General features: G+C 71.2%; 16 protein-coding genes, 2 tRNA genes and 2 rRNA genes. 15 read left to right on the forward strand and 5 right to left on the reverse strand.

Annotated elements, in window-relative coordinates; genetic code table 11:
- Positions 1-7: 7 nt before the first annotated feature.
- The gene (locus tag ACZ48Y_RS07590; protein ID WP_464740017.1) at positions 8-307 is read right to left on the reverse strand and encodes a hypothetical protein; all 300 of its coding nucleotides are present in this window, start codon (positions 305-307) and stop codon (positions 8-10) included.
- 16 nt (positions 308-323) lie between these two features.
- On the opposite strand from ACZ48Y_RS07590, the gene rgy reads away from it, so the two are divergent.
- Genes rgy through ACZ48Y_RS07615 form a run of 5 tightly spaced genes read left to right on the forward strand, consistent with a single transcriptional unit; the run spans position 324 to position 10,279 of the window.
- Positions 324-3,677, forward strand: a complete 3,354-nt coding sequence (gene rgy, locus ACZ48Y_RS07595) for a reverse gyrase (protein WP_464740019.1) — start codon at positions 324-326, stop codon at positions 3,675-3,677.
- 9 nt (positions 3,678-3,686) lie between these two features.
- Positions 3,687-6,623 (forward strand): HD domain-containing phosphohydrolase, encoded by a 2,937-nt coding sequence (locus tag ACZ48Y_RS07600; protein ID WP_464740021.1) that lies wholly within the window; start codon positions 3,687-3,689, stop codon positions 6,621-6,623.
- A 4-nt stretch (positions 6,624-6,627) separates the two neighbouring features.
- Positions 6,628-8,070, forward strand: a complete 1,443-nt coding sequence (locus ACZ48Y_RS07605; protein WP_464740023.1) for an FGGY family carbohydrate kinase — start codon at positions 6,628-6,630, stop codon at positions 8,068-8,070.
- Positions 8,058-9,671: an FAD-dependent oxidoreductase gene (locus tag ACZ48Y_RS07610; protein WP_464740025.1), complete on the forward strand. Its 1,614-nt coding sequence runs from the start codon at positions 8,058-8,060 to the stop codon at positions 9,669-9,671. The genes ACZ48Y_RS07605 and ACZ48Y_RS07610 overlap by 13 nt, the downstream gene beginning before the upstream one ends.
- 11 nt (positions 9,672-9,682) lie before the next feature.
- A complete protein-coding gene (locus tag ACZ48Y_RS07615; protein ID WP_464740027.1) occupies positions 9,683-10,279 on the forward strand; it encodes a queuosine precursor transporter in 597 nt (198 codons plus the stop codon).
- Positions 10,280-10,328: 49 nt separating this feature from the next.
- Here ACZ48Y_RS07615 and rrf read toward each other — a convergent pair.
- The 3 genes from rrf to ACZ48Y_RS07630 all read right to left on the reverse strand — a co-directional run bounded on the left by rrf (position 10,329) and on the right by ACZ48Y_RS07630 (position 13,984).
- Positions 10,329-10,445, reverse strand: a 5S ribosomal RNA gene (gene rrf / locus ACZ48Y_RS07620).
- Positions 10,446-10,547: 102 nt separating this feature from the next.
- Positions 10,548-13,481, reverse strand: a 23S ribosomal RNA gene (locus ACZ48Y_RS07625).
- A gap of 128 nt (positions 13,482-13,609) precedes the next feature.
- Positions 13,610-13,984, reverse strand: coding sequence for a hypothetical protein (locus tag ACZ48Y_RS07630; protein WP_464740029.1), 375 nt, complete (start codon positions 13,982-13,984; stop codon positions 13,610-13,612).
- 90 nt (positions 13,985-14,074) lie between these two features.
- Here ACZ48Y_RS07630 and ACZ48Y_RS07635 point away from each other — a divergent pair, with 90 nt between their 5' ends.
- The 3 genes from ACZ48Y_RS07635 (at position 14,075) to ACZ48Y_RS07645 (ending at position 16,242) form a co-directional block, all read left to right on the forward strand.
- Positions 14,075-16,015 (forward strand): EAL domain-containing protein, encoded by a 1,941-nt coding sequence (locus tag ACZ48Y_RS07635; protein ID WP_464740031.1) that lies wholly within the window; start codon positions 14,075-14,077, stop codon positions 16,013-16,015.
- A gap of 70 nt (positions 16,016-16,085) precedes the next feature.
- Positions 16,086-16,163 (forward strand) — tRNA-Asp (locus ACZ48Y_RS07640).
- A gap of 3 nt (positions 16,164-16,166) precedes the next feature.
- A tRNA-Phe gene (locus ACZ48Y_RS07645) sits at positions 16,167-16,242 on the forward strand.
- Between the two features lie 30 nt (positions 16,243-16,272).
- On the opposite strand, the gene ACZ48Y_RS07650 is transcribed toward ACZ48Y_RS07645, so the two are convergent.
- Entirely contained in the window at positions 16,273-18,195 is a 1,923-nt protein-coding gene (locus ACZ48Y_RS07650) for a tetratricopeptide repeat protein (RefSeq protein ID WP_464740033.1), read from the reverse strand.
- Between the two features lie 58 nt (positions 18,196-18,253).
- Between ACZ48Y_RS07650 and ACZ48Y_RS07655 the strand changes: the two genes are divergently transcribed.
- Genes ACZ48Y_RS07655 through ACZ48Y_RS07685 form a run of 7 tightly spaced genes read left to right on the forward strand, consistent with a single transcriptional unit; the run spans position 18,254 to position 24,241 of the window.
- Entirely contained in the window at positions 18,254-19,180 is a 927-nt protein-coding gene (locus ACZ48Y_RS07655) for a biotin--[acetyl-CoA-carboxylase] ligase (protein WP_464740035.1), read from the forward strand.
- Positions 19,177-19,737: a biotin transporter BioY gene (locus ACZ48Y_RS07660; RefSeq protein WP_464740037.1), complete on the forward strand. Its 561-nt coding sequence runs from the start codon at positions 19,177-19,179 to the stop codon at positions 19,735-19,737. Before ACZ48Y_RS07655 ends, ACZ48Y_RS07660 begins: the two co-directional genes overlap by 4 nt.
- Positions 19,734-20,327 carry a cysteine hydrolase family protein gene (locus tag ACZ48Y_RS07665; protein ID WP_464740039.1) on the forward strand — a complete coding sequence of 198 codons (594 nt, stop codon included), beginning with the start codon at positions 19,734-19,736 and terminating at the stop codon, positions 20,325-20,327. Before ACZ48Y_RS07660 ends, ACZ48Y_RS07665 begins: the two co-directional genes overlap by 4 nt.
- Positions 20,320-20,910, forward strand: coding sequence for a DNA-3-methyladenine glycosylase family protein (locus ACZ48Y_RS07670; protein ID WP_464740041.1), 591 nt, complete (start codon positions 20,320-20,322; stop codon positions 20,908-20,910). Before ACZ48Y_RS07665 ends, ACZ48Y_RS07670 begins: the two co-directional genes overlap by 8 nt.
- 3 nt (positions 20,911-20,913) lie before the next feature.
- The gene (locus ACZ48Y_RS07675) at positions 20,914-21,810 is read left to right on the forward strand and encodes a carbohydrate kinase family protein (protein WP_464740043.1); all 897 of its coding nucleotides are present in this window, start codon (positions 20,914-20,916) and stop codon (positions 21,808-21,810) included.
- Positions 21,811-21,837: 27 nt separating this feature from the next.
- Positions 21,838-22,629 (forward strand): histidinol-phosphatase HisJ family protein, encoded by a 792-nt coding sequence (locus ACZ48Y_RS07680; RefSeq protein ID WP_464740045.1) that lies wholly within the window; start codon positions 21,838-21,840, stop codon positions 22,627-22,629.
- Positions 22,622-24,241, forward strand: a complete 1,620-nt coding sequence (locus tag ACZ48Y_RS07685; protein WP_464740047.1) for a helix-hairpin-helix domain-containing protein — start codon at positions 22,622-22,624, stop codon at positions 24,239-24,241. The genes ACZ48Y_RS07680 and ACZ48Y_RS07685 overlap by 8 nt, the downstream gene beginning before the upstream one ends.
- Positions 24,242-24,259 lie beyond the last annotated feature (18 nt).

Raw genomic sequence — 24,259 nt, forward strand, 5'->3', positions numbered from 1 at the left:
GTAGCGGCTAGGCGCGGACCGCCTCGCCCTTGAGCAGGGCGTCGAGGGCGGCCTTGGCCTTCATCAGCCGCGCGCGCACAAAGAGCCGCTTTATCCCCCGAGGGGGCTCGAGGGCGATCCCGTAGAGCCCCGGCTCCTGGGGGTGGGGGTAGAGCTGAAAGACCAGGCCCCGGGCCTCGACGCGAAACCCCCAGTCGGTGCGCTGGGCCCGCGCGGGCCCCAGGCCCTGGGCCTCGAGGGCGGCCTTCAGCGCCCAGGCCAGCTTGGCCGGGCCCTCCTCGCCCAAAAAGACGTAGACCGGCTCCACGGGGTAAGAATAAGCCATGCTCCCCGCGCGCTATCTGGCCTACTGCCCCAACTGCGGCCGGGCGATCACCTCCGAGCGCCTCCTGGCCGGGCTGGCCTGCGAGGTCTGCCAGCCCGACCCCGGCGCGCCCCCGGCACCGGGGCGGCTGACCGCCCACGCCGAGGCCCAGGCCCGGCTCCAGGCCTGGGCGGGGTTCTTCGAAGAGAAACGGGGCACGCCTCCCTGGCCCCTGCAGCGGGCCTGGGCCGCGCGGGTGATCCAGCATCGCTCCTTTGCCATGCTCGCCCCGACCGGCGTCGGCAAGACCACCTTCGGCCTGATCACCGCGGCCTGGCTGGCGGGCCAGGGGAAGAGGAGCTACCTGGTCTTCCCCACCCGGCTCCTGGTCGAGGAGGCCAGCCGTCGGTTGGATGCGCTCGGCGCCCCCCACCTGGCCTACACCGGGAAGAAGCGGGAAAAGGCGGCCCTCCTCGCCGGCGAGGCTCCGATCGGGGTTTTCACCGTGGCCTTCCTCTACAAGAACCACGCCGAGCTGCCCCGACCGGTGGACTTCCTCTTCGTCGACGACGTGGACAGCCTGCTCAAGTCGGCGCGGAACGTGGATCGGGTGCTCGGCCTGCTGGGGTTCTCCGAGCGCGACATCGCCGAGGGGATGCGCCTCATCGAGCTGCGCAAGAAGGATCCCCAACGGGCCGAGGCCAAGGCCGCCAGGCTGCGCAAGAAGGCCCGGGGGGTGCTCGCGGTCTCCAGCGCCACCGCCCGCCCCCGCTCCAAGCGGGTCCACCTCTTTCGCGAGCTCTTGGGCTTCGAGCTGGGCACCCCGAGCTACGCCCTGCGCAAGGTCGCCGACCTCTACGAGGCGGCCTTCGGCCTGGACCAGGCCGCCCTGTGGCGCCGGGCCGCGGACTGGATGCGGCGGCTGGGCGGCAGGGGGCTGATCTTCCTTTCCGGGGACCAGCCCCGGGCGCAGGCCGAGGCCCTCAAGGCCTTCCTGGCCGACGCCGGCCTGCCCGCCCTGACCTACCTCGACGAGGCCGCCGTCGAGCGCTTTCGCGCCGGCGAGGTCGAATACCTGATCGGCTTCGCCTCCTGGCGCAACCCGCTGGCGCGGGGGCTGGACCTGCCCGAGCGGGTGCGCTACGCGCTGATGGTGGGGGTGCCCAAGCTCCGCTTTTCCCTTGGGGAGGCCCTCTCCCCGGCCGAGCTCCTCAGGCTGGGGGTGGCCCTCCTGCCCCTCTTGCGGGGCACGCCGCTGGAGGCCGAGATCCGCCGCCTGGCCCGGCTCTCCCGCCCCCCCGAAGCCGCCCTCGAGCACCTCAAGGCGGCGCTTTTGGAGCGCCTCGAGGACCCCGCGTTCCAGGCCGAGGTCGAAAAGAGCCCCGAGGTCGGCCTGACCTTCGAAGAGGGCCGGCCGGTGCTGGTCTTCGCCGACGTCACCGGCTACCTGCAGGCCTCGGGGCGGACCAGCCGCCTCACCCCCGCAGGCCTGACCCGGGGGCTGGCGCTGACGTTGGCCGAGGACGAAAAGGCGTTTTACGCCCTCAACCGCCGGCTCGCCTACCTGCTCGAGACCCCGCCCCGGCCGGTGGACGAGGTGGACCTCGAGGCCCTGCTCGCGGAGATCGACGCCGACCGCGAGCGGCTCCGGCGCGGCGAGGCCCGGGGGCTCTGGCTGCCGGAGCGGGTGGTGGTCGTCGAGTCGCCAAACAAGGCCCGCACCCTGGCCGGGTTCTACGGCCGCCCCCAGCGCCGCTACCTCCCCGGCCTGGTGCTCTACGAGGTCCTTTCCGAAGACGGGCTCTTGGTGGTCACCGCGACCCGCGGCCACCTCACCGACCTGGCCCTGAAGGGCGGCCTCTACGGCGTGGAGCAAAAGCCCGTCCACCGCCCCCGCTACCACCCCTTGCGCCGCTGCCCCGAGGGGGCGGTGCCCGATCCCCGCTGCCCCGATGGCCGTCCCAGCCAGCCCGACCGCGACCAGGCGATCGAGGCCCTGAGGGAGCTCGCGCTGGAGACCGAGGCCTACTTGCTCGCCACCGACCCCGACACCGAGGGGGAGAAGATCGGCTGGGACGCCTACCTGGCGCTGAAGGCCTTCGGCCGCGAGGAGGCCCGAAGCGAGTTCCACGCGGTGACCCGACGGGCCTTCGAGGCCGCGCTCAAGGAGACCCGGCCGGTGGACGCCCACCGCGTCGCGGCGCAGATGGTGCGCCGCATCGCCGACCGCTGGATCGGCTTTTCCCTCTCCGAGGCGCTGCAGCGGCTGCTGGGGCAGAAAACCCTCTCCGCGGGACGGGTGCAGACCCCGGTCCTGGGCTGGGTCATCGCGCGGGAGCGGCTGGCCCGCACCCGGGTGCCCCACACCCGGGTCGTGCTCTTTGGCCTGGTCCTCGAGTTCCCCGGCGAGCACCGCGCGGCGGAGCTGGTCGTCGAGGTCCTGGAGGAAGCCGAGGTGGAACGCCATCCCCCACCCCCCTTCACCACCGACGCCCTGCTCAGCGAGGCCGCCCGCGAGGGCTTTCGCGTCCCCCAGGCGATGCGCCTGGCCCAGGAGCTCTTCGAGGCCGGGCTGATCACCTACCACCGCACCGACGCCACCCGCGTCGCCCCCGAGGGGATGGCCCTGGCGCGGCGGCTGATCGAGGCCCGCTTCGGCCCCGAGTACGTGCGCCTGCGTCCCTGGGGGGAGGGCGGGGCCCACGAGGCGATCCGTCCCACCCGGCCGATGACCCCCGAAGACCTGGAGGAACAGCTCCTCCTCGGCACCCTGCCGTTGGGCACGGACCACCTTCGCCTCTACCGGCTGATCTTCAAGCGCTTTCTGGCCAGCCAGATGGCCCCGGCCCGGCTGCGCACCAAGCGCATCCGGGCCCGGCTCGGCGAGGCCACCCTCACCCGCGACCTCATCGTCGGCGTGCGCTTTGACGGCTTTACCCGCATCCTGCCCCTGCGCCTGGACCCGGACGTGGCCCCCGGCCGCTACCCGGTCGAGCCCCAGATCGAGCTGCGCCCCGCCGCCGAGCGCTACACCGAGGGCGGCCTGGTCGCGGAGATGAAGCGCCGCGGCCTGGGCCGGCCCAGCACCTACGCGATGATCGTGGAAAAGCTCCTGGAGCGCCGCTACGTGGTGCGGCGGGGGCGGTACCTGGCCCCCACCCGGCGGGGCGAGCGGGTCTACCGCCTGCTCACCGAGGACCCCCGCCTGGCCCCTCTGGCCCGGCGCTACGTCAGCGAGGCCTTCACCCGCGAGGTCGAGGCCTGGATGGACCGGATCGAGGCCGGGGCCGATCCCCGCCCGGTGCTCGAGCTGCTGGAGGCGGCCACCCTGGCCATCCGAAATTTTCTTACCCCCGACCAAACCAGCGGTTAAGCTGGGTACGTGCCCAAGGTTGGGTTCTGGGTGGAGGGCGACGACGCGCTGGCCTTCCTGCGCCGACTCCGCTTCCCCCTGCGCCGCATCACCGGAGTCGAGGACCCCGCGCTCGCCGAGATCGCGGCCCTGATCCTCGAGTCCGGCCGGCCCCGGCCCGCGTTCACCGGGCCGACCTACGTCCTGGGGGAGGAGATCCCCCTCACCGAGGCCGGCCTCGCGCAGCTCTACGCGGCGCTTGCACCCCATTACCTGCCCTTCTTTCAAACCCTAATCGACGAGATCCGCGATGCCCTCTACGTCGCCGACGAGGCGGGCCGCGCCTTCTTCACCAACCGCCAGGTCGGGGCGCTGGGCTTTTCCCCGCCCGCGCCCGGGGAGGCCGTCCCGCTCCTGCCCTTTATCGCTCCAAAGGACCAGGAACGGGCGCGCAGCGCGCTGCGCGCCCTGCTGGAACACCCGAACCAAACCCTGACCTACACCTTCGCGGTCAGGGACGCCAAGGGGAAGACGCGGACCCTTCGGGTCTGGGGCAAGAACCTGCTCGCCGACCCCGAGGTCCGCGGGCTGCTGCTGAACGTCCGCGACGTCGCGAAGGAAACCCAGCTGCGGGAGGCGCTCAAGGCCAAGGTTCAGCAGCTCGAGCGCCTGGTGAACGCCCTGCCCGGCGTGGTCTTCCAGGCCAGGGTAGCCCCGGGCACGGACCCCAGCCAGGCCCCCGCCCTCTTCCAGTCGCCGCGGACCCAAGACGTCCTCGGCTACCCGCCGGAGGCCTTTCTCGAAGACCCCGGCCTTTACTACAGGATGGCCCACCCCGAGGACCGGGAACAGCTGCGCAACCTGGCGTGGGCGGCCCTCCGGCAACCGGGCGTCCCCCAGTCCCTGGTCTACCGCTTCAAGCACGGCGGCACCGGGGCCTGGATCTGGCTCCGGGACACCCTGGTGTACGATCCCAAGACCCAGCTCCTCACCGGCTTCACCGAGGAGGTGACCCGGGAGGTCGTCCAGGAGGCCGCGCTCAAAGCCAGCGAGGAGCGCTTTCGCACCCTCGCCGAGACCGCCCCGGCGGTCATCCTGATGTGGCAGGACGAGCGGCTGGTCTTCGTCAACCGCTACGCGATCGAACACCTCGGCTACAGCGAGGCGGAGCTCAAACGCCGCCCCATCTGGGAATTCGTCCACCCCGAGGACCGGGCGATGGTCAAAAAGCACGCCCTGGCCCGGCTGCGCGGCGAGCCCGCCCCCAGCCGCTACACCTTCCGGGTGCTGAGCAAGTCCGGCCAGGTGGTCTGGCTCGACTACTCGGCGGCGGTGGTGACGATCGAGGGCCGGCCCGCGGTGCTCGGGGTGGGCCTCGACGTCACCGAGGCCAAGGAGCACGCGCTGGACCTCGAGCTCTTCGCCGAGCTCTCCAAGGCCCTGCGGCAGACCGACGCGATCGAACCCATGCTCGAGGCCGCGCTCGAGGTCCTGACCGGGTTCTTCAAGGCCCCCGCCGGGGCCCTCGTGCTCTACGAGGAAGGCCGCGCGGTGGCCCTGGCCCGGAAGGGCTTCTTGGAGAGGGTCCCCGTCGCCCCCCGCCTGGAACCAAGGAGCCTGGTCGGCGAGGCCATCACGACCCAGGCCCCGGTGATCGTCGCCGACCTCGCCCGCGACCCCCGGGTGCGCCCCGCCGCCCGGCCCTTCGTCCCCAGCGGCTGGTCGGCGGCGGTGCTGCCCCTCATCGCCGGCCCCAGCGCGGTGGGGGCGATGTTCCTCGCCCGCCCCGGCGCGCCTCCGAACCCCCGCACCGTGGCGCGCCTCAAGCTCGCCGCGGAGACGATCGGCAACGCCGTGCAGCGGGCGTCGCTCCACGCCCGGCTGGCGCGCCGGGTCGCCGACCTGGAGACGATCGCCGAGGTGGGCCGCGAGGTGGTGCGCCAGAGCACCGCCCCAAAAAAGGACTTCAGCCCGCTCCTCGAAGCCTTCCTGCGCCTCCCCTTTGGCGCCGCCGCCCTCTGGACCCGGTTCGACCCCCAAGGACCGTTCGCGCTGGTGGCGGCCCGGGGAAAAGCGGGCCCCCTCAGCCCCCCGGCGCCGCCGGAGCCGCTGCTCGCGGGGCGCCCCGAGCCCCAGGTCATTTCGCTCGCCTCGCTGCAGGGCCCCCTCGCGGCCTGGGCCCAAGCCCAGGGCTTTTCCCGGCTCTGGCGCTTCCTGCTCATCCAGGAGGGGAAGACCCTCGGCGTGCTCATCGCCTTCGCCGAAGGTGAGCTCTACCTTTCCAGCGAGGACCGGCTCTACCTCGACACCCTGCTCTCCGAGCTCGAGGTCGCCCTGGACAACGCCCGCAGCTTCGAGCTGGTCCGCAAGGCCCGCCTGGAGGTCGAGGACGCCTACGAGAAGACCCTCTGGGGCTGGGCCAAGGCGGTCGAGCTCCGGGACCAGGAGACTGCCGGCCACACCGAGCGGGTGACCCGGCTGGCGCTGGCCCTGGGCCGCGCCCTGGGGCTCGACCCCGAGGCCCTCGCCGACCTGCGCCGGGGGGCGATCCTCCACGACGTCGGCAAGCTCGCGATCCCCGACGCGATCCTGCTCAAGCCCGGCAAGCTCACCCCCGAGGAGTGGGCGGTGATGAAGCTGCACCCGGTCTACGCCTACGAGTGGCTGAAGGGGATCCCCTACCTGGAACGGGCCCTGGTGGTGCCGCTCTACCACCACGAGCGCTGGGACGGCACCGGCTACCCCGAGGGGCTGAAAGGGGAGGCGATCCCCCGCCTGGCCCGCATCTTCGCGGTGGCCGACGTCTACGACGCGCTGACCTCGGACCGCCCCTACCGCCGGGCCTGGCCCCGCGAAAAGGCGATCGCGCACATCGAGGGTGAGGCCGGCCGGCACTTCGACCCCGAGGTGGTCGAGGCCTTCTTGCGCCTGGCGGGCGATCCGTCCCGGGACGAGCCGTTAGGCTAGGGGCATGCCCTTCTTGGCCCTGGACCAGGGGACGACCTCGAGCCGCGCGGTCGTCTACGACGCCTCGGGCCGGGTCCTGGCCCTGGCCCGCCGCCCCCTGAGGCTGACCTACCCCCGCCCCGGCTGGGTGGAGGCCGACCCCGAAGCCCTCTTTGCCTCGGTCATCGAGGCCGCCAGGGAAGCCCTGGCCCGCGCCGGGCTCACGGCCGGGGCGATCGAGGCCATCGGCCTGACCAACCAGCGCGAGACCACGATCCTCTGGGACCGGCGCACCGGGCAGGCCCTGGCCCCGGCGATCGTCTGGCAGGACCGGCGCACCGCGCCGCGAACCGACGCCCTCAAGCAAGCCGGGCACGAGCCCTGGGTCCGCGCGCGCACCGGATTGGTCCTGGACCCCTACTTCTCCGCCAGCAAGCTCGCCTGGCTGCTCGAAGCCCACGACCTGAAAGACGCCGCTCAAAAGGGCCGGGTGGCGTTCGGCACGGTCGACGCCTGGCTGCTCTTCCGCCTGACCGGCGCCCACCTCACCGACGCCACCAACGCCTCCAGAACGCTGCTGTTCAACCTCAAGACGCTGGACTGGGACGACGACCTGCTGGCCCTCTTCGACCTTCCCCGGGCCCTCCTCCCCGAGGTGCGCCCCTCCTTCGGCCCCTTTGGCACCACCACCGCGCTCGGCGAACCGGTGCCCATCACCGCGGTGCTCGGCGACCAGCAGGCGGCCCTGTTCGGCCAGGCCGCGCTCTTTCCCGGCCAGGCCAAGCAGACCTTCGGGACCGGGGCCTTCCTCGTCGCCCGCACCGAGGGGTTCGCCCTCAAACCGGGCGTGCTCACCACCCTGGCCTGGCTCAAGGAGGCCCCGGCCTTTGCCTTCGAGGCCGCGGCCTTCGTCGCCGGGGCGCTGATCGACTGGCTGGCAAACGACCTCGGCCTCTTCGAGAGCCCCGACGCGCTCGAGACCCTCGCGGCCACGGTCGAGGACAGCGGGGACGTGGTCCTGGTCCCGGCCCTGGCCGGGCTGGGGAGCCCCCACTGGGACCCCAGCGCGCGGGGGTTGATCATCGGCCTCACCCGGGGAACCCGGCGGGCCCACCTGGCCCGGGCCGCGCTCGAGGCCCTGGCCTGGCAGACCGCCGACGCCGCGGCGGCGATGGGCGGGTTGCGGGAGCTCCGGGTGGACGGCGGCGCGGCCAAGAACGACCTCCTCTTGCAGCTCACCGCCGACGCCCTGGGGGTGCCGGTGCGGCGGGCGCGGGACCTCGAGCGCACCGCCTTGGGGGCGGCCCTCGCCGCCGGCGTGGGGGCGGGCCTGCTCGACTTCGGCCACGTGGACCGGCTCTGGCAGGAGGAGGCGGCCTTCGTCCCCCGGCTCGACGGGGCGGCGCGCCAGGCCCGGCAGGCGCGCTGGCAGGAGGCCGTGCGCCGGGCGAAAGGATGGGCAACGTGAACCGCAAGGCATTGCTGGACCGCGCTAAAAACGAGGCCTTCGACGTCCTGGTGATCGGCGGCGGCGCCACCGGCGCCGGGGTGCTCTTCGAGGCCCAGACCCGGGGCCTGAAGGCCGCCCTGGTAGAGCAGTACGATTTCTCCACCGAGACCTCCTCGCGCTCCACCAAGCTCGTGCACGGGGGGGTGCGCTACCTGGAGGCGGCGATCAAGCGGCTGGACCGGGTGCAGTGGAACCTGGTCAAGGATGCCCTCAAGGAGCGCGCCACGCTGCTCAGGATCGCCCCCCACCTGGCCTGGCCGATCGAGCTCTTGACCCCGCTCTACGCCTGGTGGGAGGTCCCCTACTACCTGAGCGGGCTCAAGCTCTACGAGGCCCTCGCCGGACGGGCGCGCATCGGCCGGGCCTACTTCGTTCCCCAACGGGAGGCCGCCACGCGCTTTCCCCAGCTCAAGAAGGCCGGGCTCAAGGGCGGGGTGGTCTACACCGACGGCCAGTTCGACGACGCCCGCATGAACGTCGCGGTGGTCCTGACCGCCCTCCGTCATGGCGCGGTGGCGCTGAACCACGCCGAGGTAAAGGCCCTCATCGAGGACGACGGCCGCATCCAAGGGGCCCTGGTGCAGGACCGCCTGAGCGGGGAGACCTTCCCCCTCCGCGCCCGGGTGGTGGTCAACGCCACCGGCCCCTTCACCGACCGCATCCGCAAGATGGAGGACCCCGGCGCCGCCCCGCTCCTGGCCACCTCCTCGGGCGTGCACCTGGTGCTGCCCCCGGCCTTCTCCCCGCCCGACACCGGGCTCTTGATCCCCAAGACCGAGGACGGCCGGGTCCTCTTCGTCCTCCCCTGGCGCGGCCACACCCTGGCCGGGACCACCGACCAGCCCGCCCCCTTGAGCGACCACCCGCTCCCCACCGAGGAGGAGATCGCCTACATCCTGCGCCACCTGCGCCGCCACTTCGACCTCCGCCCCACCCGCGAGGACGTCCTCAGCGCCTGGTCGGGGCTGCGGCCCCTGGTGCGCGATCCCCGGGCCCACGACACCGCCCAGCTGGCCCGAGACCACGTCATCGTCGACGGCCCCAAGGGGCTGGTCACCCTGACCGGCGGGAAGTGGACGACGTTTCGCAAGATGGCCGAGGACCTCGTCGACCACCTCGCCCGCACCCGCGGCCTCAAGGCCGGGCCCAGCGTCAGCGCCGAGACCCCGCTGGTCGGGGCCGAGGGGTTTCGTGAGGCCGATCTGGCCGCGTTGTCCCGCGTCTTCCCCAAGGACGTCGCGGAGCACCTGCACCGCAGCTACGGCGACCAGGCCCAGGCGGTGGCCGCGCTGGCCCAGGCCGAGGGCCTTACCGCCCGGCTCGCCGAGGGGCACCCGGAGATCGAGGCCGAGGTCGTCTGGGCCGCCCGGCACGAGCTCGCCGAACACCCCCTGGACGTGCTCGAGCGCCGCACCCGGCTGGCCTTCCTGGACCTGGCCGCGGCGCTCAGGGCCCTGCCCCGGGTGACCGCGCTCATGGCCCGGGAAAAGGGCTGGCGCCCGGAGGAAGAAAAAGCACGCGCCCGCGAGGCGGAGGACTGGCTGCGCCTCGCCCCCTAAAATGAAGCCCCGTGGAACGCGAGCGCCTGCTCTTGCTCCTGACCAGCGTCTACATCGCCGCCGAGGTGATCGCCAACGTCTCCGCCGGCCGCCTGGTGCAGCTCGGCCCCCTGGTCCTCCCCGGGGCGATCTTCATCTACGCCCTGACCTTCACCCTGCGCGACGCCATCCACGCCGCCGGGGGGCTCTCCGCGGCCCGGGCGGTGGTCTGGGGAGGCTTTCTGGCCAACGCCCTCCTCGCCCTCTACGGGCTCTTCGTTCTCGCCCTGCCCGCGCCCCCCTGGTTCGACGAGGGCGCCTACCGCGCCGTGCTCGGCCAGAGCGCCCGGATCGTCGTCGCCTCCCTCACCGCCTACCTCGTCGCCCAGCTGGCCAACACCCAGCTCTTCGAGGCCGTCCCGGGCGGCGCCGCCACCAAGGTCGGCATCTCCAACGCGGCGGCCGTCGTCCTCGACACGGTGGTCTTCATCACCCTGGCCTTCGCCGGCACCGGGGCGCCGCTGGTCAACATGATGCTCGGCCAGATCCTCTTTAAGTTCGCGATCAGCCTCTCGCTCTTGCCCCTGGTGGTCTGGGTCAAGCAGCGGATCCGCCCGGCCGCCGACTAAACGAAAAAAACGCCGCGCGATGCGCGGCGTTGGTGTTTTAAGGAAAATCCCCCCGCACCGACCTACGCTCCCAGGCGGCTGCCCGCCTAGTACCATCGGCGCTGGCGCGTTTCACTTCCGAGTTCGGGATGGGATCGGGTGGTTCCACGCCGCTATGGGCACGGGGGGAATCTCATGTTTTTCGCTTTCATGCTTCCCGCGCCACCACCCCGGTGGCAGGGAACCTCAGCGGGCCAAGCGCGCACAAAGCGCCTCGCAATCTCTCCTCAAGGTCAAGGCCTCGGACGATTAGGACCGGTCGGCTTCACCCCTCGCGGGGCTTCCACCCCCGGCCTATCTACCCGGTTCTCTTCCGGGGTCCTTACCAGGTTGCCCTGTGGGAGTCCTCATCTCGGGGCAGGCTTCCCGCTTAGATGCTTTCAGCGGTTATCCCTCCCGCACATGGCTACCCTGCTTATGCCCCGGGTGGGACAGCAGGGACACCAGTGGTGCGTCCACTCCGGTCCTCTCGTACTAGGAGCAGACCCCCTCAAGACTCCTGCGCCCGTGGCGGATAGAGACCGAACTGTCTCACGACGTTCTGAACCCAGCTCGCGTGCCACTTTAATGGGCGAACAGCCCAACCCTTGGGACCTTCTTCAGCCCCAGGATGTGACGAGCCGACATCGAGGTGCCAATCCGCCCCGCCGCTGTGGACGCTCGGGGGCGATCAGCCTGTTATCCCCGGGGTAACTTTTATCCGTTGATCGATGGCCCTTCCACACAGAACCACCGGTTCACTAGGCCCGACTTTCGTCCCAGCTCGGCTTGTAGGCCTCGCTGTTAGGCTCCCTTCTACCCTTGCGCTCTCCGGCGGATTTCCGTCCCGCCTGAGGGAACCTTTGGGCGCCTCCGTTACGCTTTAGGAGGCGACCGCCCCAGTCAAACTGCCCACCAAGCGCTGTCCCCCTAAAAGGGGTTAGATCTCCGAACACGCCAGGGTGGTATTTCACCGGCGGCTCCCCACCCCCTGGCGAGGGTGGTTCCTAGCCTCCCACCTATCCTACACAGGCGTGCCCAAAGACCAACGCCAGGCTGCAGTAAAGCTCCACGGGGTCTTTTCGTCCTGCCACGGGTAGGCCGCATCTTCACGGCCAGTTCAATTTCACCGGGTCCCTCGCCGAGACAGCGTCCCGGTCGTTACGCTTTTCGTGCAGGTCGGAACTTACCCGACAAGGAATTTCGCTACCTTAGGACCGTTATAGTTACGGCCGCCGTTCACCGGGGCTTCGGTTCGGGGCTCGCACCCCTCCCCTTGACCTTCCGGCACCGGGCAAGCGTCGCTCCCTATACGTCCACTTACGTGTTCGCAGAGAGCTGTGTTTTTGGTAAACAGTCGCCAGGACCTGTTCACTGCGGCTCCCCAGGGCTCATCACCCCGGAGAGCACCCCTTCTCCCGAAGTTACGGGGCCATTTTGCAGAGTTCCTTGGCGAGGGTTCTCCCGCGCGCCTTGGTGCTCTTACACCCGCCCACCTGTGTCGGTTTGCGGTACGGGCACTCCACCTTCATCGCTTAGAGGCTTTTCTCGGCCCCCTGGCTTCAGCGGCTTGTCACCCCTCTCGGGGCTTCCCGACCAGCGGCGGGCTCCCGCAGGGCGGATTTGCCTACCCTGCACCCCCCGCTGGCCAACGGGCTTAGCCATAGCTCCGCTCCGCCTAGCCTAGGGCGTCCCCCCATCGCTCCAGTGGAGTGGGGCCGGAATATTAACCGGCTGCCCTTTCGGCTTCGCCTCTCGGCTACGCCTTAGGTCCCGCCTAACCCTACGCCGACGACCGTTGCGTAGGAACCCTTGGGCTTTCGGCGGTGGGGATTCTCACCCCACTTATCGTTACTCATGCCGGCATTCGCACTTCCCTTGCCTCCAGCAGCCCTCGCGGTCTGCCTTCATTGGCCTCGGGAACGCTCCCCTACCGCGCAACGGCTTCCCGTCGCACCCGCAGCTTCGGTGCTAGGCTTAAGCCCCGTTCATTTTCGGCGCGGGGCCACTCGACCAGTGAGCTATTACGCACTCTTTAAATGATGGCTGCTTCTAAGCCAACATCCTGGCTGTCTCAGCAGCCCCACATCCTTTCCCACTTAGCCTAGCTTCGGGACCTTAGCTGGCGGTCTCGGTTGTTCCCGCGCTCGGACACGGACGTTATCGCTCGTGCCCTCACTCCCAAGCCTCCACTCAGACCCTTCTGAGTTTGCCAGGGTTTGGTAGGCTGGTGGGCCCCCTAGCCCTAGCAGTGCTTTACAGGCCTGAGTTGCCGCTTGAGGCTGACCCTAAAGTCATTTCGGGGAGAACCAGCTATCTCCAGGCTCGGTTAGCTTTTCACTCCTAACCCCAGCTCATCCGAAGGGTTTTCATCCCCTACCGGTTCGGCCCTCCACTGGGTGTCACCCCAGCTTCAGCCTGGCCAGGGCTAGCTCGCCTGGTTTCGGGTCTGCGACCACTGACTCTACGCCCTCTTCGGACTCGGTTTCCCTTCGGCTTCGCCTCCCGGCTTAACCTCGCCAGTGACCGCAAGTCGCCGGCTCATGCTTCAATAGGCACACCACAACCCCTCCCCGCGCTCGCGCGCAGGCGTGGGGCCGTGATTGCTTGTAAGCGCACGGTTTCAGGTTCTCTTTCACTCCCCTCCCGGGGTTCTTTTCACCTTTCCCTCACGGTACTGGTTCGCTATCGGTCACCCGGAGTACTTAGCCTTGGGCGGTGGTCCGCCCAGATTCCCCCATGGCTCCACGAACCACAGGGTACTCGGGGTCGTGCCCCAGAGAGTCCCTGGCCTTTCGCCTACAGGGCTTTCACCTTCTCTGGCTCCCCTTCCCAGCAGGATTCGGCTAGACCAGGGATTGCTCACTCCCCGGGCTTCGCCCAGGACACGCCCCACCAACCCCGGGGTGCAAGCACCCCGGTTTAGGCTCTTCCCCTTTCGCTCGCCGCTACTCAGGGAGTCGATCTCTCTTTCCTCTCCTCTGGGTACTTAGATGTTTCAGTTCCCCAGGTTCCCCCCGCTGCATACACAGCGGTGACCGGTGTCCCCACCGGCCGGGTTCCCCCATTCGGACATCCAGGGATCAACGCCCGCTACCGGCTCCCCCTGGCTTTTCGCAGGTAGCCACGTCCTTCATCGGCTCGGGTGCCGAGGCATCCACCGTGCGCCCTTACTACCTTGACCTTCCACACTCCACGTGTAAAAAGCCCAAGACGCTTCGCGCTACTCGCTTGGCCCGCTTTTCATGGTCCCCCGCCACCTCAGTGGCGCAAAAGCTAAGATACCACGGAGAAAGAACCCTGTCAAGCAGGCTAGCTCCAGGTGTGGTAGACCGCGCCGAGCTGCATGCGGAAGAAGAAGTCCTCGCCGGTCTCGGGGGTGAGCAGGCCCAGCGCCCGGGCATGCAGGAAAAAACCCTTCCCCGGCCGCCTCGCGGTGGTGGAGAAGACCAGCACCGGCAAGAGCGGCCGCAGGTGCAGGGCCTCGTAGGCGGCAATCAGCTCCAAAACCCGGGAGAGCTCCCTGGCCATGTGGTTGCCCCGCCGCGGCAGGCCAAGCTGCTCGGCCAGGGCACCGTAGGTCAGGGTGCGCCGGGCCATGGCGGCGTCGAGCAAGCAGCTGTAGGCCGCCTTGGCGCGGGCATCCGCTCGGAGCGCCTGGGCGGTCTCGAACTTTTGCGCGAGCATCACTTACCTCTACCTCTCTTCATACCCCTACGCCTCGGGTTAAACATCAGCATACCACAGGGCCTAATCCTGCTATACTGCAGGGTAAGCATGGGGGAAAGCGAACCCTCCGAGCTCGAAAAGGCCCTGGGCCGGGCCTTATGGGAAGGGGAACGACCGGTCTTCCTCCTCGACGAAGCGGGGCGACCGCGCGCGGCAAACCCCGCGGCGGCGCGGCTCAAGCTCCGTCCCCCGTCCCGACCCGGGCGGTTCGTCCACGGGGGAAAGGACTACCTCTACTGGCGTGAAGGAGGGATCGGGATCGCGATCGAACTCGCGCCCGCCCTGCGTTTTGAGGACGCGCTCGCCGAGCTGCTCGAGGCCACCCTCGCCGGCACGCTCACCGAGAGCGCGTTCTACCCCAAGCTGCTCGAGATCGCGCGCGAGCTCCTGCCCCAGGCGGAGGCGGGCAGCGTCCTTTTGCGCCAAGGCCAGGGCTTCGTCTTCAAGGCCCTTTGGAACTACCCGAAGGCCCTGTTCGACGTCGTGCTGCCCCTGGAGGAAGCCTGGGACGCGACCCCCACGCCCTCGATCCTGAACGCGCCGCCGCGAGGAGCGACGCTCGACCGCGTGCTCAAAGACACGCCCCCACCCGTCGAGGTGCTGCGCGTCCCGGTGGTGATCGGGGGCCGGGTGGCGCTGGCGCTGAACCTCGACGCCTTCCACGAAGGCGCCTTTTCGCCCGACGACCTGGCGCGGGTGCGCATTCTGGCGGCCACCTTGAACCTCGTCTACCGCTGGTGGCAAAAGACCACCGAGGCGGAATACCTCGCCTACCACGACCCGCTCACCGAGCTCCCCAACGAACGCCTCTGGCAGAAGACCGGCCCGATGCTGCTCGCCCGCCTCGCCCCCGGCACCCCCTACGCGGTGCTGGCGATGGACGTCGGGCACCTGCGCACGATCAACGCCCGAGTCGGCCACGCCGCCGGGGACCGGCTGCTCCTTGAGGTGGCCCGCCGCCTCAAGGCGGCGCTCTTTGCCGGGGACCTGCTGGTGCGCATGGCCGGCGACGAGTTTGCGGCGCTGCTCTTGCGCTCGGACGAAGCGGGTGCGCTGAAGGCCGCCCGGCGCTTACGGCAGGCAGCGGAGCAACCCATCCTGCTGGCCGGCGGCGAGGTGCGGCTGGTGCCCTCGCTGGCCATCGGCCTCGCGCCGGGAACGGCGGGAAAAGGGCCTGCGGAACAAGTCCTCGAAGCCCGCTGGGGCGAGGCCGTGGCCGCCTTAAGGCGCGCCAAGGCCGGGGGCGGTCTGGCGGTCTTCAACCCCCACGCGGACGCCCGCGCGCAGCACGAGCGGGTGCTTCTCCTGGCGCTGAAGGAGGCTTTGGAAACCGAGGGGCTGAGCCTCGTCGCCCAGCCGGTCTGGGACCTGGGCGAGCGGCGCTTTTCCCACGCCGAGCTCCTCCTGCGCTGGAAGGCTTCCCCCGCCGAGTTCATCCCCCTGGCCGAGCAAAAGGGGCTGGGCCCGCGGCTCGACGCGTACGTCCTCGCCCGCGCAGAGGCCATCGCGCAACGGCTCGGCGTCCCGGTCTGGGTCAACCTGCTGCCGAGCACCCTCGCCGACCCCGAGTTTCCCGCGTTCGCGGCCAGCCAAGCCGACCCCCGCTGGGTCGGCTTCGAGGTCACCGAGTACGCCCTGATGGGCCGGGTGGAAAAGGAGACCCTCTACGCCCTGGCCGAGCGCGGGTTCCGCCTCGCCCTCGACGACTTCGGCACCGGCTTCTCCAGCCTCTCGCTTCTGGCCGAGCTCCCCTTGCACTGGGTCAAGCTCGACCGCACGCTGATCGCAAACCTCACCCGGCCGCGGGCCCAGTCCCTGATCCGCGGGATCGCGGCGCTGGCCACGCAGCTGGACCTGGGGCTGGTGGCCGAGGGGGTGGAGGACGCGCAGTGCCTTGAGGACCTAAAGCGGATGGGGGTGCGCTTCGCCCAGGGCTTTGGGCTGGCCCGGCCCGCGGACTACGCCACCCTGCCGGAAAAACCCGCCTAACGACGCTGCTTGACAGCCCCGGTGGGCTTCAGTAGCATGGGCTTTGCCCGCATGGATGCGGGTCAAACGCGGCCCCGTGGTGTAGTTTGGTTAGCACACCCGCCTGTCACGTGGGAGGTCGCGGGTTCAAGTCCCGTCGGGGCCGCCAGCTGCCGAGGTAGCTCAGTCGGTAGAGCACGCGACTGAAAATCGCGGTGTCGGCGGTTCGATTCCGCCCCTCGGCACCAAACGCCCCGCCAAGCGCGGGGCGTTTGCCTTTACCGAGCCTTCAACCAGCGGAGGAACCCCTCGATGGCGTTGGGTTGAAGCCAGGAAGGGTCCTCGAGCGCGGCCTCGAAGTAGCGGCGCGCGGTCTTTGGATCGACCTCGCGGAGGCGCTCGGCGATCGCGGAAAACGCCGGCACCCGTTCGGCGATCGGCGCCGCGTTGCGCAGCTTTTCGATCAAGGCCGCGATCAGCCGGGCCTCTCCGTGCGCTTGGAGGAGGGTTGCGGGGTCCACCAGCGGCCGGCCGTCGAGGTCGCGGGGCAGGTGCCCGCGGGCCAAAAGGCGCTGCCCGAGGTGGCCCGTCTTGACCTCGAGCGTTCTTTCGGTCTCGGCCTCCCCAAAGCGCAGCCGGAGCCGGTAGCGCCCCTCGGGCAGGGGCTCGAGGGGGCCGAGGGTGCCCTCGGCGGCGACGGTGTTCGGCGGGTAGAGGGGGTGCAGCAAGAACGTGCCCTTCACCAGGGGGGCGCCGTCCTTGAAGACGGTGACCTCGACCGGGGCCTTGGGAAGGGCGGGGGTGGCCTCGAGCCGCACCGCGATCCAAAGGGGCTCGCCGGCCAGCGGCCCGAGCTCGGGGAGGTCCGCCCGGGGGCTTACGGCCTTCAAGACGACGCGCGCACGGGCGCGCTCCAGGCGCTCGAGCTCACGCCGGGCCCAGGGTCGGAGCAAGGGATCCCCGTCCGCCTCCAAAAAGGCGACGAGGGCCTTTTTGGCCGGGGCGACCTCACCGGCACGGGCCAGGAGGTAGCCCTCCCAAAAGCGCAGCCAGGGCTCGGGCCGCGCGGCGAGGTCCCGGATCGCGGCCTCGACCTCCCAGGCCTCATCCAACCAGAGCGCCCGGCGGTAGTGGGTCAGCGCCGCCACGTGGCGCCGCTCGAGGGCCGAGAACAGGCCCAGGTTGTAGCGCGCGGTGGGGTTCTCGTCGATGCGCAAAGCGAGCTTGGAGGCGAGCTCGGCCCGGGCCAGGTCTCCGCTCAGGTAGTACGCCCAGCCGAGGTTGGTCCAGTAAAGGCCGTTCTCCGGGTCCAGCCGCACCGCCTGGAGGAGGGCGTCCCGGGCCTCCTTTGCCCGCCCCTCCTCGAAGGCGGCAAAGCTGCGCATCTCGTGCGCCCAGGCGTATTGCGGCTCGGTCCGAACGATGCGCCGGGCCAGCCGACGCCAGGCGGGGTCGCCCTTTTCACGAAGGATCAAGAGCGCCGCGGTCTGGTCCAAAAGCCGGGCGCTTTTGGCGAGGGTCAGGGCGCGTGGGCGCGGGTCCGGGGCCAGGAACGCGCGCCAGACCGGGCCGATCCCGGCGTCCGGCATGCGGCGCACGTCCCGGGCCCGGATCGCCTCCCAAAACGCGCGGACCGCTTCCGGCAGCCGCCCGCTCGGGTCCCCCCGGTCGCGGAGCGCGGCGTAGGCGCGAAGGCGCCGGGCAAAGTCCGCGAGGCCTGCGGCCTCGGCCCGGCTCGCGGCCAGTTCGGGGTCGCGCAGCGCCAGGCGCAAGAGGGCCTCGTCGGGCAGGTCCCGGGGAAGGGGCCGCGGGCTGCGGCCGAGCAGGCCGGCGGCCCAGCGGGCGACGAGCTCGGGGCGCTCGAACCTCCCCGAGGCGCTGGTTTGCCCATCGTCGTAGTAGACCCGCCAGAATCCCTCGGCGTCGCGGTAGCCGCCGAGCACGTAGTCAACCCCGGTGGCCTCCCGAACCATGCGCACCCCGGCGGGGGAAGCGAGGCGCCGCAAGGTCAGCCGCCAACCCTCCCGCCAGGGAGGCTCGGGGAGGAAGAGCCCGGCCAGGATGGGGTCCTCGGCGGCGATCGCCGCTGCCACCGCGAGCGCCGCCCTGGCCCCACCCTGGCCCTCGAAGGGCAGGACCCAGCCCCGGGCGAAGGCGGAGAGCAAGAGCAGGAAGAACCAAACGGTCGCGATCCTCGGCATAGCGCCACTATAGTCGCGGCGGATGAGGGGAGGATTGCGTCAAGCAAAAGCGGCTATGATGCTTGACGTGGCCCTGATCGAGCACCTGACCGACGCCTGGCAGCCGGGAGCGGCGCTGGCCCGGCGGCTTGGGGTAAGCCGCCAGGCGGTGCACCAGGCCGCGCGCAAGCTGGCCGCGGAGGGCTACCCGGTGGAGCTCGGACCCCAGGGAGTGCGGCTCAAACCCGGCGCGCCGGGGCCGAAGGCCCTCGCCGAGCGGCTCCGCGGGCGGTTCGGCCGGCCCTACCGCTACCTCGGCCGCACCACCAGCACCCAGGACCGGCTCCGGGAATGGGCCGAGGCCGGGGCTCCCGAGGGGGCGGTGGTCCTCGCCGAGGCCCAGAGCGCGGGCCGGGGCCGCCGGGGGCGGGTCTGGGCGAGCCCCCCCGGGGGGCTTTACTTCTCCCTTTTGCTCCGCCCCACGTCCGGGCTCTCGGTCCTCCCCCGCCTGCCCCTGGCCGCCGGGGTGGGCCTGGTCCGGGCGCTCGGGGTGGGGGGGCTGAAGTGGCCCAACGACGTCCTCGACCCGGCGTTCAAAAAGCTCGCCGGGGTGCTGCTCGAGGCCGAGGTCCTGGGGGAGGAGGTGCGCTACGTCCTCCTCGGGGTGGGGATCAACGTCGAGGTCCGGGGGCTGCCCCCCGAGGCGGCGGCGCTCGCCGCCTACTTCCCCGGGGTGCGCCGGGACGAGCTCTTGGCCCGGGTGCTGGACGCGCTCGAGCGCGCCCTGCCCCTGGCCGAGACGCCAGAGGCCCTGGTCGAGGCCTGGCGCTTGCACGCGCTGACCCTGGGGCGGCGGGTGCGGGTGCGCTGGGTCGGGGGGGTGCTCGAGGGCCTGGCCGACGACCTGCGCGAGGACGGCGCGCTCTTATTGCGCCTCAAGCACAACAAGCGCAAGGCCGTCACCGCGGGGGACGTCGAGCTGGTGAAGAAGGAGGAGGCACGATGACCAAGACCGTTCCGCTCGTTCTACGCTACGTCGAGGCCAAGGACCTTCGCCGCACGCTGGCCCTGATGCTCGCGGCCAGCGCGATGGTGGCCTTGCTCTCCAAGCTGAGCCTGCCGCTCAGCCCGGTCCCGATCACCGGTCAGACCCTCGGGGTCCTGCTCGCGGGCGCCCTCTTCGGGGCCCGGATCGGCGCCGGGGCGATGCTTTTCTACCTGCTCGAGGGAGCCCTGGGCCTTCCGGTCTTCGCCAAGGGCGGGGGGCTCGGCTACCTGCTCGGCCCCACCGGCGGCTACCTCTTCGCCTTTCCCCTGGCCGCCTACCTGGCCGGGGCGCTCGTCGAGCGCGGCGCGGGGCGGCGCTTTTGGAGCGCGTTTTTGGCCTTCGTCCTGGCCGGCGCGGTGATCTACGGGCTCGGCGTGCCCTGGCTGGCCCTCTACCTTGGCGCCGACCTCGTGAAGGCGCTCGCCCTCGGGGCCATCCCCTTCCTTCCCGGCGACCTCTTGAAGGCCCTGATCGCGGCGGCGCTGGTCCTACGGGTGAACGGAGGGCGGAGATGACCGTCGAGGTCCCGGAGATTCCCCGGGTGGCCGCGGTCGAGCTGGCCCCCGAGGCCACCGCGGTGATCGTCGTCGACATGCAAAACGACTTCGCCCACCCCGACGGGGCGCTCTTCGTCCCCGACGCCGAGGCCTCGATCCCCGCGATCCGCCGCCTGCTCGACAAGGCGCGGGCCGCCGGGGCGCGGGTGGTCTACACCCAGGACTGGCACGACGAGGACGACCCGGAGTTCAAGATCTGGCCCCGTCACGCGATCGCCGGCACCTGGGGCGCGGAGATCGTCGAGGCCCTGGCTCCTCGCCCCGGCGAGGTTGTGATCAAAAAGCTCCGCTACGACGGCTTCTACGGCACGCCGCTCGACCACTACCTGCACCTCTGGGGGGTGCGGCACGTCGTCGTGGTCGGGACCGTGGCCAACATCTGCGTGCTGCACACCGCGGGCAGCGCGGCGCTGCGCTGGTACGACGTCGTCCTCCCGGAGGACGGGACCAGCGCCCTGACCCCCTTCGACCTGATGGCCGCGCTGCGCCAGGTCACCTTCCTCTACCAGGGAAAGGTGACCACCGTGGACGGCGTCCGCTTTGGCTGAGCACGTCGGCGAGGTCGTCGCCGGGCCCGAGGCGCTGGCGCGCCTCGGACGGGACCCGGTCATGGCCCGGCTGATCGCCCGCCACGGGCCGGCGCGCTGGGGGGTGCACCCTCCGTTCGCGGCCTTGGTGCGGGCGGTGATCGGCCAGCAGCTCTCCAACGCCGCCGCCCGCACCCTCTACCGCCGCCTCGCCGAGGCCAGCGGGCTGGACCCCGAACACCTGGCGACGATGGACCTCGCGGCCTTCCGGGCGCTCGGGCTGGCGCGGACCAAGGGGGAGACGATCCGCGAGGCGGCGCGGCGCTGGGGGGCCCTCTCGAAGGCGCTCACCGGCCCCGACGACGCGGTGCGGCGCGCCCTGACCGCCCTCAAGGGGATCGGTCCTTGGACCGCGGAAATGGTGTTGATCTTCGGCCTGGGCCGGACCGACGTCTGGCCCATCGACGACCTGGGCCTGGTGCGCCAGATCGAGCGGCACTACGGGGTGCGCGACCGCCGGACGCTTAGGGCGCTGGGCGAGCGCTTTCGCCCCTATCGCTCGTTCGCCGCGCACTACCTCTGGGCCGACCACGACGGAGGCTAGGCGGTGCTCCTGGCCCTCGGCGACTACGCCTGGGACGTTTTGGTCAAGCCCCAGGGTCCCCTGCATCCCGGGGCCGACGTGCCCGGGCAGGTGGCGCTGCTACCCGGGGGCGGAGCGGCGAACGTCGCGGTCTGGTGCCGCCGCGCCGGGTACCCCAGCGCCTTCTTGGGGCAGGTCGGGTACGACGCCTTCGGCCGGCTGGCCGCCGAGGAGCTGGCTCGGGAGGGGGTCGAGGCCTTCTTGGTCAAGGACCCCGATCACCCCACCAACGCGGTGGCGATCTGGGTCAGCCCCGGCGGGGAGCGGACCCAGGTCTTCGGCTACGGGGCGGACCACTTCCTGCGTCCGGAGGCCCTGCCCGAGGCGGCCTTTCGCCCGGCCACGCACCTCTTCCTCTCGGGGTGGGCGCTCTTTACCGACCCTCCGCGGGCCGCGGCCCTCAACGCCGCAGCTAGGGTGCGCCCGGTCAGCTTGGACCCGGCCTCCGCGCGCCGGATCGAGGAGATGGGCCGGGGCGCCTACCTGGAGCTTTTGCGCCAGATCCGCCCCCTTTGGTTCTTCCCCAACCGCGAGGAGGCCCGGGTGCTCAGCCAGCAAGCGGACCTCGAGGCCGCGGCGCGGGCCCTCGCAAACGCCCTCCCCGGCACCCGGGTGGTGGTCAAGCTGGACGCCGAGGGGGCGCTGATCCCCACCGCGGAGGGCTTCGTGCAGGTCCCGGCGCCGCCGGTGGCGGCGGTGGACGCGACCGGGGCCGGGGACGCCTTTGCCGGGGTCTTCCTCGCCGGGGTGCTCTCCGGGGCCTCGCCGCTCGAGGCCGGCCGGCGCGCGGTGCACGCGGCCAGCTGGGTGGTCGGCCGGCTGGGGGCCCGGCCGCCGCTCGACGAGGCGGCCCCGGTCTAGCTCCGGTCCGTCCGGTATGCTCGAAGCGTGCTGGACAGCCACGTGCACACCCCGCTTTGCAAACACGCCCGCGGCGAGCCCGCGGCCTACGTTGAGGCCGCGCGCCGGGCCGGGCTTTCCGGTCTGGTCTTCACCGACCACGCGCCGATGCCCCCCTGGTTCGACCCGGAGTCGCGGATGGAGCTCGGGGCGCTGCCCTTTTACCTGGCGACGCTGGAGAAGCTCCGCGAGGCCACCCCGGACCTCTTCGTGGGCATCGGCCTCGAGGCCGACTACCACCCGGGCACCGAGCGCTTCGTGCGGCGGGTGCTCGAGGCCTACCCCTACGACTACGTGATCGGCTCGGTGCACTTCATCGGCGGCTGGGGCTTCGACAACCCCCTGTATGCCGAGGAGTTCGAATGGCGCGAGGTGCGCGAGGTCTACCGCGACTACTTCAAGCTGGTCGTCGAGGCCGCCAGGACCGGGCTCTACGACGCGATCGGCCACCTTGACCTGCCCAAGAAGTTCGGCCACGTCCCCGCCGAGGGCTACCTGGACCTCGCCGAGGAGGCGCTCAAGGCGATCGCCGCCGAGGGGCTGGCGCTCGACGTCAACACCTCGGGCTGGCGCAAGCCGGTGGGCGAGCTCTACCCCAGCCCGCCGATCCTGATGCGCGCCCGCGAGCTCGGCATCCCGGTGGTGCTGGGCTCCGACGCCCACGCCCCGGAGGAGGTCGGCCACCGCTTCTCGGACGCCGTCCGGGTGCTCAAGGAGACCGGCTACACCGAGGTTCAGGTCTTCAAAGGCCGCAAGCCGGAGGCCCGTCCCCTTGAATAAAAAGGAGCTCGCCGCCCTTTTGAAGCGCGCCGCGGACCTGATGGAGGTCCTCGACGAGGGGTCGTTTCGGGTCCTCGCCTACCGCCGCGCGGCGCGGGCGCTCGAGGCCCACCCCGCGCCCCTCGCTGAGCTCGCCGAGGGCGGGTTTCAGGGGATCCGCGGGATCGGCCCCGGCCTCGCCCAGCTCCTCGACGAGATCGTCCGCACCGGCGGGTTTCCCTACCTCGACGAGCTCGAGGGTCGCCTCCCCCCCGGCGCCCTCGAGCTCTTCTCCGTCCAGGGCCTGGGCCCCAAGAAGATCCGCCGCCTGCTCGAGGAAGGGATCACCACCCTCGAGGCCCTGATCGAGGCCGCGGCGTCCGGCCGCCTGGCCGCCCTGCCCGGCTTCGGGAAAAAGAGCGCCGAGCGCATCGCCAGCGCCGCCCGCTTCGCGCTCGAAAGCCAGCGCCGGGTCCTGCTCCCGGTCGGCCTGGCCGCCGCCGCCGAGGTCCAGGCCGACCTCGCCGCCCACGGCATCGAGGGCCGCCTCGCGGGCAGCCTGCGGCGGGGCCTGGAGACGGTGGGCGGGGTGGACCTCGTCGCCCTGGCCCCGCCCGAGGCGATTCAGGCCGCGCTCGGCGCGCGCGCCGAGGCCAGCGAGGGCCAGCTGGTGCGGGGGCGGGTCGAGGGGCTCTCCCTCAAGGTCTTCTCTGCCACCCCCGAAAACCTGGGCCGCGTCTGGGTCGAGGCCACCGGCTCCGCGCCCTTCGTCACCACCCTCGGTCCCCTCCCCGAAGCCCGGGACGAGGCCCAGGTCTTTGCCGCCCGCGGCCGCCCCTATTACCCGCCCTACTTTCGCGAGCCCGAGCACATCGGCCTCGACCCTCCGGCACGCCCGCTCGCCCGCGCCGACCTGAAGGGGTTGATCCACGTCCACACCACCGCCTCCGACGGCGCCGAGTCGCTCGAGACCATGGCCAGGGCGGCGATCGCCGCGGGCTACGCCTACATGGTGGTCTCCGACCACTCGCGCTCGGCGGGCTACGCCGGAGGCCTCTCGGTCGCCGAGGTCCGCGCCCAGTGGGCGGCGATCGACCGCCTGAACGCGGCGCTCGCGCCCTTTCGCATCCTCAAAGGGATCGAGTCCGACATCTTGAAAGACGGCGCCCTGGACTACCCCGAGGCGGTCCTCGAGGGCTTCGAGGTGGTGATCGGGAGCCTGCACAGCCACCTCGACCTGGACCCCGAGGCCCAGACCGAGCGCCTCCTGCGGGCGCTGGACAACCCCTACCTGGACATCCTCGGCCACCCCACCGGGCGGCTCCTGCTGCGCCGCCCCGGGGCCCGCGCGGACTGGGAACGGGTCCTGGCCAAGGCCGCCGAGGCCGGGGTGATCGTCGAGCTCAACGCCAGCCCGGCCCGGCTGGACCTCGACTGGCGGCTGGCGCTGGCCCACCGCGAGGCGCTTTTCTTCTCCATCGGGCCCGACGCCCACAGCCTGGAGATGCTGGACTACGTGGAGCTCGGGGTGCTGATGGCCAACAAGGCCGCCCTCAGCCCGGAACGGGTGGTCAACACCTGGTCCGCAAAGGCCCTCCTGGCCCACGTCCATGCCCGCCGCGCGCGGCGTTGACGGCGGTATGCTGGGGCC

The organism is Rhabdothermus arcticus (genome assembly GCF_055382915.1).

Bases quoted from the DNA above. Each gene is read 5' to 3' on its own strand.
- rgy (WP_464740019.1), top strand. From the start codon at position 324: ATGCTCCCCGCGCGCTATCTGGCCTACTGCCCCAACTGCGGCCGGGCG.
- ACZ48Y_RS07605 (WP_464740023.1), top strand. From the start codon at position 6,628: ATGCCCTTCTTGGCCCTGGACCAGGGGACGACCTCGAGCCGCGCGGTC.
- ACZ48Y_RS07610 (WP_464740025.1), top strand. From the start codon at position 8,058: ATGGGCAACGTGAACCGCAAGGCATTGCTGGACCGCGCTAAAAACGAG.
- ACZ48Y_RS07630 (WP_464740029.1), bottom strand. From the start codon at position 13,984: ATGCTCGCGCAAAAGTTCGAGACCGCCCAGGCGCTCCGAGCGGATGCC.
- ACZ48Y_RS07635 (WP_464740031.1), top strand. From the start codon at position 14,075: ATGGGGGAAAGCGAACCCTCCGAGCTCGAAAAGGCCCTGGGCCGGGCC.
- ACZ48Y_RS07650 (WP_464740033.1), bottom strand. From the start codon at position 18,195: ATGCCGAGGATCGCGACCGTTTGGTTCTTCCTGCTCTTGCTCTCCGCC.
- ACZ48Y_RS07655 (WP_464740035.1), top strand. From the start codon at position 18,254: ATGCTTGACGTGGCCCTGATCGAGCACCTGACCGACGCCTGGCAGCCG.
- ACZ48Y_RS07660 (WP_464740037.1), top strand. From the start codon at position 19,177: ATGACCAAGACCGTTCCGCTCGTTCTACGCTACGTCGAGGCCAAGGAC.
- ACZ48Y_RS07665 (WP_464740039.1), top strand. From the start codon at position 19,734: ATGACCGTCGAGGTCCCGGAGATTCCCCGGGTGGCCGCGGTCGAGCTG.